This window comes from Halomonas daqiaonensis, from assembly GCF_900109725.1.
In the GTDB taxonomy this organism is placed as follows: domain Bacteria; phylum Pseudomonadota; class Gammaproteobacteria; order Pseudomonadales; family Halomonadaceae; genus Halomonas; species Halomonas daqiaonensis.
Genome location: NZ_FOBC01000034.1, coordinates 1 through 10694, shown reverse-complemented (window position 1 = coordinate 10694; position 10694 = coordinate 1). Strand labels below are relative to the sequence as shown.

Genomic DNA, 10694 nt, shown 5'->3' with positions numbered 1-10694 from the left:
CTGGGACGTGAGACCACCGAGGCCTGGCTCACCGAGCACTTCGACGACCTGGGTCAGCGCTCCACCCTGGACGTGGAGCGCATCTTTCAGGAAATCGAGGAGACTCGCTGAGACATCGTCATAACGGCGAGGCTAAAGACCTCCCGGCGCTGCGCCAGAATGCCCCGGCCTTGCAGCTGTGCCGCTGGGTGACATAGCGAAGTGCGCTGTGCCAATGTTCATGGTTGTACCACTCGGTAAATTGCTGAATCCACTCCTGGGCCTCGGCCAGGGTCGCGAAGCCGTTGACGGGGAAGCCCGGCCAGTACTTCAGCGTCTTGAAGGCCGACTCGGCGAAGGCATTGTCGTTGCTGACCTTTGGCCGGCTGCACGACGGGGGTGATGCCCAGGTCGTAGAGTTTCTCCAAGAAGGTCGCTGCCTTCATCGGGCTGCCGTTATCTGATTGCAGAATCAAGGACTTGTGACGATCCGTCAGGTGCTCTCGCCAGCAGGACTTCTAGATCAGCTCAGCAGCCAGCTCGCCGGTCTCCGTCTCGTAGACCTCGTGCCCCACGATCTTGCGGCTGAAGACGTCCATGATCAGATACAGATACCACCAGGTGCCGCGCGCAGGGCCAGGCAACCAGCTGATATCCCAGCACCAAAGCCGGTTTGGCGACGTTGCCTGATGTGTCGTCGGTTGCCGCTTACGCTGCGGGGCCTGCTGTCGGCCCCGGTGGTGTTGCTGGTCGTATTCATGGAGCACTCGGTACATCGTCGACTCCGAGGCCAGGTAGCGGCCCTTGTCCGCCTGATCGGCCACGATGAAGGCCGGAGGACGGCTGCGATACTCTGGTGCATTGCACAGCGCCACGAGCGCCTCTCGCTCCTCGGGAGACAGCTTGTTGGCTGGCTCCGGGCGGTCAGTATCGGGGCGGCGATCAGCCGTCACCTCGCCTTCAGCGACCCAGCGCTAGTAGGTCCGCACATTGATGCCCATCACCTGACAGGCCTTGGCCAGCCGAGCACCGTCACGCTGGGCGGCTTGCACCAGGGTCACGATACGCTGGCGATCCGGGAGGCTGGTCAGTAGTCCTCGTCGTTGGTCGTGCCCCAGATCGCCTCGGCTTTTTGATAGGGCCAGCAGCGCCGCCGTCTCAGCCAGGGCCTTGTCCTTGCGGTGCAACTCGAGCTCCAGCTTGCAGAGTCGCTTCTGCTCCGCCTTACGCGCCTGGCGGAATTGCTTGGCCTGCGCTGCCGCGTCCTCGTTGGCGTTCATGCAGGCATCCCACCAGGCCTCCACCTGCTCGGGGTAGAGCCCGCGCTCGCGGCAGTAGGCGCTGAGTTCGGCCTCGTTCATCGGGGCCGTTTCCAGGACGATCTGGAACTTCTCCTGGCTGGTCCACTGGTCGGGCTGGGTGGATCGTGATGGCAAAACCTGTCCTCGTGCTCTGGCCTGTTTCCGCCAATTGTAGAGGGTTGTCGCTGTGATGCCCTCCTGCTCGGCCAGTTCCGGGATGGTCATGCTCATGGGCGGCGCCATCTTCTTGAGGATGGCTTCCTTACGCTCTGCGGGGTAACGCACGTTGTTCACCTCTCAATCCGTTTAGGGTCGAGTAGCCCGAGGGAACCACCCCCTCAGGCCCTCACAGAACCGTGCGTGAACCTCTCGATTCATACGGCTCTTCCTATCCAACCTTCTTCGAGTAAACGAACTCCCAATGCGCAAAGAGTGTCGGCTGTGCCATACGAACCTTCTTTACCCAGGCCCATGACTGGCGTTTATGCCCTCTCAATCGCTTGTACTTGTTGCGTGCCCAGCAGCCAAGACGAAGATCGATCTTCACCAGCTCCCGCTCCAGAGGCTGCGGATAGAACTTTCCATAATATGTTACCCATCCTCGCACCATGGGGTTGAGCCAATCCGCCAGTTGACGAAGGTATGCCCATGTCGCTCGGTTGATATTGATACGACGGAGCGTTTCATGTATCCGCTTAAGTGCCTTACGGCTTACCCCAGGATTAAAGCCTGTAAATAGATTACCTTGCTTGTCCTGCACGGTTCTTGCGCGAAAGCTAAATCCCAGAAAATCAAAGCAGGTGTGGGGGTGGTCACCTTTTCGGCGGCCATCCTTGCAGTACACCACCTTGGTCTTCTCAGGATGCAACTCCAGCCGGCATTCGCTCATCCTGTGATTCAAGGCGGTCAGCAGCGCCTCCGCTTCCTCCTTTGTCCGACAGTGGCAAACCACATCATCGGCGTACCTTTCAAAGGGAAGATGAGGAAACGTGCGTGCCATCCAGGCATCAAAGGCATAATGCAGGAAAAGGTTCGCCAAGATTGGTGAAATGACACCTCCTTGTGGAGTGCCACGATCCCTCTCTAATCTCGATCCATCTTCCTGTATCACAGGTGCTTTCAGCCATCGGAGAATATATAGACGTATCCAGGATTCCGGCACATGCTTTTCCACTGCCTTCATCAGTAGATCGTGATCGATGGTGTCAAAAAACGCCTTCATATCCAGATCTACCACCCAGTCATATCGCCAGCAGTTGCGACGTGCCTGCATCACCGCCTGGTGTGCACCACGCCTCGGGCGATAGCCGAATGACGACTCGTGGAAGAGCCTTTCAAACCTTGGCTCCAGCCAGGATCATCTTTACCGCCATCTGCGCCACCCGGTCGCCTACCGTAGGAATCCCCAGCGGTCTGACCTGTCCATCACCTTTCGGTATCAGCACTTGGCGAACAGGTGCCGGATGATAGCTTCCTGAACTCATGCGGTTCCACAACTTGTACAGCTTGGGACCAAGCTTTTCCTGGAAGGCTGAAATGCTCTCCTTGTCGACGCCTGGCGCACCTTTGTTGGCGGCCACGCGCTTCCATGCCTCCCAGAGCGTCCGCTTGGGTATCTCGAACGGTTTTACCGTCACATGGAGGTCATCCTGCTTCATGGCAGTTGTCTCCTTGCTCCGGCTGGATAGGGCCGTGCCTTCGCTCCAAGCCATTACAGCCTCCTCATCACTACTACGCACGACCCGCCCCTGTACGTCGCATTGGTACTCAGATTCTCCCAGGGTTTCTGATTGAATCGCTCCCTTGACATCGACGTGACAGGTTCCCCTGTTCCGTATCTGTGCCTGAATGACAGTCACGCCACCTCTATGCCGGATACCGCCAGGCCCACGTCCAGGTTGCCGCCTGACTAGTCCCAGAGCATTGTCGAGACTCTGGTTTTGATATCGGTTGCAATTATCGACACTTTGTCGGTGGTTCACTCGCGTTCGTCTCCGCCATTCATACCTGACGAGGTCTTGCCTCGCCTTTTCCACTGACGCTCACCACCAGCGCTCTTGACGCCAGCAGCTCAGGGTGGTTTGGAATCACCGCCTGATCGGCGAATCCGAGGGCCCGCCCTCATCACAGATACAGCATGGCTCGCACGTTCCTCGTGCTCAGCCTTCAGGGCACACTGACAACTACGTTGACGCATAGGGGGATTCCACACCCAACGACGAAGAGCCCATTAAAACGCACTAATAAATTAGTATGTCACATTTGCCACACTAGGCTTAAGTTGCTAATAAAATTATTGTAAAAAAACAATCAGCATGCATTATAAAAAGCAAAAGTCTCCGTATATTATCAGTAGCTCCTTGATATCAATAGGAAAAAAAAATACTTTTCTCATTGACTTTCAAGCAACCAATAGCCACACTTCAATTACAAATATTCACAAACCTGCAAAACTACGCCATACTCACCATCAACGCTATCTACATGAAACACATCAGCACAGCACTTTGGATCCCATCATGCATTTCGGTTATCTCGAACACAAAAAGAATCTCTAATACTATATTTTATTTTTGACGAGAATACAGGAAATGTTGATAAACATGGCAGATGAGAATATAACGACACAGAAAAGGAAGGTTCTCATCATGGGATATGACTTCCTTGCGTATGATATTTCCGAAGCGCTGGGCAGTACTCTATGGAATATAAAGCATGCTCGGAACCGACATGAAGCCATCTCTATTATAGAAAATGACAGCGGAGTCCTTACAGCTATAGGCATACTGATAAACACTAACTTGCAGCAGCTAGATGAGCTACAGGAATTAATAGCAATGCATCCCGAGGTGACGTGGCTCGCTGCGGTGGACTCATCCTCCCTTCAGGTGGAGCGAATCCGTCGACTCATTAACCAATATTTTCTTTTCTTCTTTAAACTTCCCATGGATCCCATCAAAACCACGCACCTCCTTGAAGCAGCACGAGACATGGCTCTACTATCATCAGTCTCTACGAACCAATTACGAAGCGAAGACATGGGAATGGTGGGAAGTTCAACAGTAATGCAAAGTCTTTGCCGATCAATCTACCGAATTGCTCAAGTTGATGCTCCGGTGCTGATAACAGGGGAATCAGGAACAGGGAAGGAACTTGTCGCTAGAGCAGTACACGAAAATTCTCTCAGAAGAAACGAACCCTTCAGTGCCATAAACTGCGGCGCGTTGCCCCCCGGGCTAATCCAGTCAGAACTATTCGGTCATGAAAAAGGAGCATTCACTGGCGCTGACCAACGAAAATTCGGCATTATCGAATCAACTGGCAATGGCACCCTGTTTCTGGACGAGATAGGAGATTTGCCACTGGATATACAGGTCAATCTACTCCGATTTCTGGAAAATCATCACATTTTTCGGCTTGGAAGCCTGAAGGAAATCAAAGTCGACGTAAGAATCCTCGCCGCCACGCATGTAAATCTAGAAGAAGCCATTAAACGTGGCAAATTTCGCGAAGACCTCTACCACAGGTTAAATGTACTACAGTTATCCCCCCCTCCGCTTCGTGAGCGTAGCCAAGATATTGAAGAGATTGCAAACTTCGTCTTCAATAAATTTCGTGCAGAAAAAGCCACGAAGGTGAAAGGCTTCAGCCATGAGAGCCTTATCTTGATGCGCCAGCATTCATGGCCAGGCAATATACGAGAACTGATCAACAGAGTCCGAAGGGCCATGGTGATGTGTGACCAGCGCCTGATCAGACCTGAGGACCTAGGCCTAGAGCGAAGGCAAAGCTCATCTCGCAGCCAGGTCACTCTTGAGCAAGCTCGTGACTTAGCAGAACAGAATGCAATCAAAGCATCCTTGGCTCGCAACAAGTATCAAGTGCAACATGCGGCCTGTGAGCTTGATGTTTCACGGGCTACTCTGTATAGGCTGATCGAGAAGCACAGGATTGACCGGCCATTAGAACGCGTCGCCCACATAGCAAGGGGAACCCCATCATGACACCTCACAAGAAAAATCTGGTTCACACCGTAGGCCTGCTATCACTATTCGGTTCTGTTTCCATTCTGGCACAGGAAAATATCCAGCCTGTCGGCCAGGAGCCCGAACAGCAGGAGGTCCAGCCAGACGTCCAGGCCATGGCGGAATATGGCGGCGTGCTGACGCCCAAGGGCAGGCTGGTACTGGAGCCGGAATTCCAGTACTCCCATGAGAGCATCAACCGCATGACCTTCGAGGGCGTAGAAGTATTGAGCACCCTTCTGATCGGGGTGTTCACGGCACAAGACGTCGACCGAGACAACTACACGGCCTCTCTGACTGGTCGCCTAGGCTTTACCGATCGCCTGGAACTCGAGATGAAGGTGCCATACGTCTATCGGGATGAGTCGAACCGAGTCACGGTTTCCGAAGTAGACCCCGACTTCACTCTGGACCGTGAACTGTCTAATGATGCGCTGGGCGATATCGAGTTGGCTGCGCACTATCAGATCAATCGTGGCCTGGATGGCATGCCCTACTTCATCGGTAACCTGCGCTACAAGAGCACCACCGGAGAAGGACCCTTCGATATAAGCCGAAGCAGCGCCGGTACCCCTCAGGAACTCTCCACAGGCACTGGCTTCCATTCCGTCGAGCCCAGTATCACCATGCTGCTTCCCTCCGCGCCGGCAGTTTACTTCGCCAATCTGGGCTACGTCTTTCATCTGGAAGATAACGTCAACCAGCAAGTTACGCAGGATAATGAAGATCTTTTCATCCGAGATGTGGATCCCGGGGATGCCGTGCGATTGAGCTTCGGCATGGCCTATTCGATCAATCCGAAGACCTCTTTCACGCTGGGCTACAAGAACGACTTCATCGGGAAGACCAAGACCGAATACGTCAACAACACTACGGGCAGCAGAACAGAAGTCAATTCCCAGACATTGAACGTCGGCTCCCTGCTGCTTGGCTGGTCCTACCAGATGAACCCGGATGTCTCCGTCAACCTGGGCCTGGAACTCGGCATCACCGAAGATGCCCCTGATACGACCCTGACCCTTCGCATGCCCATCGGCATGGACGTGTTCTAGCCCAGTAGCTCAAGCCAAGAGCCAAGACGGCTGCCCATGCGGCAGCCGTCCTCACATTTCACCTTCCTACCTTCATCATGTTCTGCCATACCCTAAGACGAGACAGAAAGTTTTCTCATTCGACGCAACTAGCTTGAAGGACGAATGATAGCTTTCAGCGGAGGATGCCCGAGAGGGAGTCAACAATAGCTGCACGCTGCTTGGCTGCCCTCAGTGCCCCGACATTGTTGAGCCGAATGTCGATATCGATCCGCTGCTGGATATCTCGCCCGGAGGCGTTGCTCACCACACCGCTGACGATGGCGTTGCGCGTGATGTTGTGCAGGGCCGCCGTGAAACCCTTGGTATCGCTCAGTGTCACGCCGGAAAAATCCGCCAGACCCGAGAGATCGACACCGCCGGGCGTCATGTCGGTCACGGAAAACCCTGTACCGGGCCCCACCTGACTGGCTGACATGGAGGGATCACGGAATGTCTGGGAGACAATGTTGGTTCCTGCCTTCGTGAAGTTCACCACCGACACAAGCTCGATACTGTTGTCGATCATCGTCTGCAACCTAGCACCGAAATCCACATCGAGCCCACCGATATTGAAGCCCGCCCGCATCTGATCGAGCTCGGCCTCGGCGATGACGGTTCCGCGATGGAAGTCACCCCTCGTCGAAGACGGAAAAGGCACCTGCGAATAAGGCTCCGTCGGTACTTGAGTTTTAACGTACTGAATCCATTGGCCATCGATCGGTGCATCGTATTCAGACACCGAGGCCGCCTGGGTTCCAGCCGCTACCAAAACCAGCAGAGCGCCCACCCATCGTGCCCCGCCTTGCCTACGCATTCTTCCCGCTGGGGATGGCATCTTCAGATCTCCTCATCACCGGCCCATCTCATTCCTGGCGGGCAGGGTCAGCAGGCTGGCACCAATGCTGGAGCGGTTCACCCCTCTCGCCAGCGGTGAATCGGGGCGCACGGCCCAATCCTGCTCGTGGTTGAAGTGGTTACGGGCAATCTCGATCTCCTCACGCGCCCCCAGAACCGTGCCGCTCCACAACGTCTCGAAGTGCTCTCTGGGCACCACCTGGGTACCAGCCGCGGGATCGCCCACCAGTATGTTGTCGGCGTCGATGCCCTTGACGACGACGAAATGCTTGTATCCTCCGGTATTCACCATCGTAATGGCAGGGACCCCGATTCGAAGGAAGTCATCCAGACTGATCTTGAACCCGTCCGCATTCAGCCCTTGGGCATCCAAGTAACGCTTCATGTCCAGCATGGAAAAACCATGGCGCTGAATCTGCTCGGCGTCGCCGGCACGGATCATGCTCTCGAAGACTTCTGCCTCGGTGGTCTCTCGCTGGTAGTGAAAGGTCAGCAGGGTCGCCACGGAGGCGGAGCCACAGCTGAAGTCGTACTGCTGCCTGATCACCCTGTCCCAGCTCTTCTCCTGCAGGCTCTTGACCTCCACCTGGAAATTGCCGAAACGATTGGCAATGGCCACCTGGCCAGCATAGGCAATCAGGGTGCTTCCCGTGAGAAGCAGTAACGTCATGCCACAGTAGAGTTGCCTGGTCAGTTTCATGGCAAGTCATCCCCTGGCTGGTAAATCGTGGTTCCGAACCCGATCAAGGTTCAATTGGCGATGAAGACACTGATGCCCACCGCATTGTTAATGGAGTTCCCGCTGCCGGTAACGGCGTTGAAGATTCCCGTACCGCTATAGCTTCCCAGGGCATCGGCGGCGAAGCTGATGTTGCCCGAGACCATGTCTCCACCAATATCGAAGGAGGTATCCGACACCGAGGACTTCATGTCCTGGATGCTTTGCACCTTATTGAGGTTGATGATCGTATCACCCTCCTTGGCCCGGGCCTTGCCCATCTCCTCGGGGTCCATCCGTTCCATCGCGGCGAAACCATCTGCCTGAAGCGCAGGGTCATCATCTGCCTGGCTGTGCGTCATCCCAAGTGCCATCAGCACCAGGGAGAGCGGGATGGCCATCAAATGCAGCGTAGGACGAGGAAAGGTTGTTGGCATTGAACTGACTGATGACACCTTCATGGCCTTGACCCCCGGTATCCGTCAATAGGGAAGTTCATCAAGGGAGCCGGCGGAGTTCCCTCCACCGGCTCCCGGCTCATCAGAGCACGTCAAGCACTCTCTATCAGTTGCCGATGCTCACGTTGCTGTGAGCCGAGACGTTGGTACCGGACAGCTGGGAGTTGTAGAGTCCGGTGGAAACGTTCATGTTGCTGATGCCGCCGAATGTTCCGCCGGCCGCAACGCTCACGTTGGCTGCACCGGTGGCAAAGCTGGCAGCGCCACCATTACCTCCGTTACCGCCGTTACCGCCGTTGCCTGCAACGGCGTTGGCATCACCGGTGGTGGCAGTACCGCCGCCGCCGCCGCCGCCGTTTCCGTTTCCGCCGTTCCCGGCGACAGCTCCAGCATCCCCACCGTTACCACCGGCGCCGGCTGTGGCAGCCCCATCACCGTTCCCGGTGCCGGATCCGCTACCAGAGCCGTTACCGCCAGTTCCGGCAGTTGCGGTCGCGCCGGCGGCTGAATCGGCATCAGCGGTCTGCGAGCCGCCACCGCCTCCCGGGAAGGCACCATCACCGGCATTGTCGTTATCCGCAGTGGCGCCCGAACCGGAGCCCGATCCTGCGTCTGCGCTTCCACCCTGGCCAAGACCCAGACCAAGGCCCAGCCCCAGGCCAAGACCGGTAGCGTCGCCACCGTCACCGCCGTCATCGCCCTCGGCATCTGCCTGGCCGCCGTTACCGCCATTCCCGTTGCCGCCGCTACCGCCAAGGCCCAGACCGAGGTTGACGGACAGTGCGTCGCCACCCTCAGCACCGGCCGCACCGCGAGCGCCCCCGCCACCATTGATGTTGATGCCGGCGCCTATCACGGTTGAGTTCATCTCCTGGAGGGAGATGACGGAAAGAGAGGTGTTGTAGGACTCGCTCATGGCCCAAGCGTCACCACCACGGCCAGTGGATCCACCCATGCCACCTGTTCCAGACCCGGCAGCGTTAGCACCTGAGCCTGCGCCACCGGTACCGCCACCTCCACCGAGAAATGCATCATCGCCACCATCGGCACTCCCACCGGTACCACCACCGGCAATGCCCAGGCCTGTACCAGCGCCACCATTCGAGCTGCCGCTGCTTCCTCCGACTGCCACTGCGTCGGAATCCACATTTTGGTAGATGTCATCGGCAACACCCACACTCGGGTTGGCGTGGGCCGTGGAGATGCCAATCACCAGCGCCAGCAAGGGAGTGCCTGCGACTACGAGATACTTTTTCATGATCATGTCTCCATTATTCAAAAGTGACTGCTGCAGCCTGCGAACTCGCGACATCGTCCATGCTTTCAACCGCTGGACCCTTGAATGACGCTTCTCGCTCGCAGTCACAAAGTAGACAGCAGCTTCCGTGCCATCGGGGAGACTACATCATGCAAAATATTGAAATACTGTAAAATTTAATAAATCAATACTTTCAAAAAATAACATCTCTTCCTAAAAAGTAACGCAAAAATGTCTTACTCCTGAGACAGAGACAGTTCTTTATCACCTTCAACCTTATTGCCAAGCTTGTCATAGTGGGCTCTGTCAATTTCCTATGACTTGCCTCACTTATGCGACAAGTATAAGTACATGGCGAACTCCCATTGTCGGCAATCAAGCGGTTTGCTGTCAGTTGTGGGGCAGGAGCTCGTGGAACCAGCTGACTTTGTCGGTAGCATTTTGCGGGAGGGCAATGCCAGCCCGGCCGAGAATACCGGCACCTGGATTCCACACCTCGTACTCAGGCCCAACGGGAGCAGCGCGGCCAGGGTTCTATTGCCATAAGCCAGCGGAGTATTCTGAATGCCATGCTCCTGCCAAGGTGATGGTCGTCATTCGGCTCGGCCGTTATGCTGGAATCGATGCACTGCAGCGGCGGCCTGGCCAGGCCGCCCAGGCCGAGGAGCGGAGATGAGCGAGAGAAGACGGATCGACCTGGCGCTCCAGGGTGGCGGTGCCCATGGCGCCTTCACCTGGGGCGTGATGGATCGCCTGCTCGAGGACGAGCGCATCGAGATCGAGGGCATCAGCGGCACCAGTGCCGGCGCCATGAACGGTGTGGTAATGGCCGATGCCCTGACCCGTGGTGACGAGTCCACCGCTCGCGTGGCCCTGCGTGATTTCTGGCGGGCCGTCAGCCGAGCCGGCATGGCGAGCCCCGTGCGCCGTACCCCGCTGGACATGCTGATCGGCAACTGGAGTCTCGACCACTCCCCGGGCTACATCACCCTGGACCTGATGAGCCGACTGGTCTCGCCCTACCAGT

12 protein-coding genes and 1 pseudogene are annotated in these 10694 nt (G+C 56.3%); 3 read left to right on the top strand and 10 right to left on the bottom strand.

All coding sequences use genetic code 11. The features are described from left to right. Window positions 1–118 precede the first annotated feature (118 nt). The 5 genes and pseudogenes from BMY30_RS18555 to BMY30_RS18255 all read right to left on the bottom strand — a co-directional run. A pseudogene (locus BMY30_RS18555) lies at window positions 119–361 on the bottom strand (integrase core domain-containing protein); the annotation flags it as partial. 136 nt (window positions 362–497) lie between these two features. Then, entirely contained in the window at window positions 498–932 is a 435-nt protein-coding gene (locus tag BMY30_RS17230; RefSeq protein WP_089715917.1) for a hypothetical protein, read from the bottom strand. Window positions 933–953: 21 nt separating this feature from the next. Continuing rightward, window positions 954–1565 carry a transposase gene (locus BMY30_RS17225; RefSeq protein WP_139195552.1) on the bottom strand — a complete coding sequence of 204 codons (612 nt, stop codon included), beginning with the start codon at window positions 1563–1565 and terminating at the stop codon, window positions 954–956. 103 nt (window positions 1566–1668) lie between these two features. Next, entirely contained in the window at window positions 1669–2631 is a 963-nt protein-coding gene (locus tag BMY30_RS17220; protein ID WP_244516264.1) for a group II intron reverse transcriptase/maturase, read from the bottom strand. Next, window positions 2615–2938, bottom strand: a complete 324-nt coding sequence (locus BMY30_RS18255) for an RNA-dependent RNA polymerase family protein (RefSeq protein WP_244516263.1) — start codon at window positions 2936–2938, stop codon at window positions 2615–2617. The genes BMY30_RS17220 and BMY30_RS18255 overlap by 17 nt, the downstream gene beginning before the upstream one ends. Before the next feature lie 945 nt (window positions 2939–3883). Here BMY30_RS18255 and BMY30_RS17215 point away from each other — a divergent pair. Together BMY30_RS17215 and BMY30_RS17210 are read left to right on the top strand one after the other, a co-directional pair. Continuing rightward, window positions 3884–5284 (top strand): sigma-54 dependent transcriptional regulator, encoded by a 1401-nt coding sequence (locus BMY30_RS17215; protein ID WP_244516262.1) that lies wholly within the window; start codon window positions 3884–3886, stop codon window positions 5282–5284. Next, complete coding sequence (locus BMY30_RS17210) at window positions 5281–6357, top strand: hypothetical protein (RefSeq protein WP_089715915.1); 1077 nt, start codon at window positions 5281–5283, stop codon at window positions 6355–6357. Before BMY30_RS17215 ends, BMY30_RS17210 begins: the two co-directional genes overlap by 4 nt. 154 nt (window positions 6358–6511) lie before the next feature. Here the strand turns inward: BMY30_RS17210 and BMY30_RS17205 are convergent, their stop codons facing one another. The 5 genes from BMY30_RS17205 to BMY30_RS17185 form a co-directional block, all read right to left on the bottom strand. Then, window positions 6512–7117, bottom strand: a complete 606-nt coding sequence (locus BMY30_RS17205) for a hypothetical protein (RefSeq protein WP_139195551.1) — start codon at window positions 7115–7117, stop codon at window positions 6512–6514. A gap of 111 nt (window positions 7118–7228) precedes the next feature. Then, window positions 7229–7933 carry a C39 family peptidase gene (locus BMY30_RS17200; RefSeq protein WP_089715913.1) on the bottom strand — a complete coding sequence of 235 codons (705 nt, stop codon included), beginning with the start codon at window positions 7931–7933 and terminating at the stop codon, window positions 7229–7231. Window positions 7934–7983: 50 nt separating this feature from the next. Beyond that, complete coding sequence (locus tag BMY30_RS17195; RefSeq protein ID WP_089715912.1) at window positions 7984–8352, bottom strand: hypothetical protein; 369 nt, start codon at window positions 8350–8352, stop codon at window positions 7984–7986. A gap of 163 nt (window positions 8353–8515) precedes the next feature. Then, on the bottom strand, window positions 8516–9325 hold the full coding sequence (locus tag BMY30_RS17190; RefSeq protein ID WP_089715911.1) for a hypothetical protein: 810 nt from the start codon (window positions 9323–9325) through the stop codon (window positions 8516–8518). Then, a complete protein-coding gene (locus BMY30_RS17185) occupies window positions 9322–9573 on the bottom strand; it encodes a hypothetical protein (protein ID WP_139195550.1) in 252 nt (83 codons plus the stop codon). Before BMY30_RS17185 ends, BMY30_RS17190 begins: the two co-directional genes overlap by 4 nt. A gap of 766 nt (window positions 9574–10339) precedes the next feature. Between BMY30_RS17185 and BMY30_RS17180 the strand changes: the two genes are divergently transcribed. After that, the coding region (locus BMY30_RS17180; RefSeq protein WP_170840179.1) for a patatin-like phospholipase family protein at window positions 10340–10694 on the top strand (355 nt) is incomplete at its 3' end.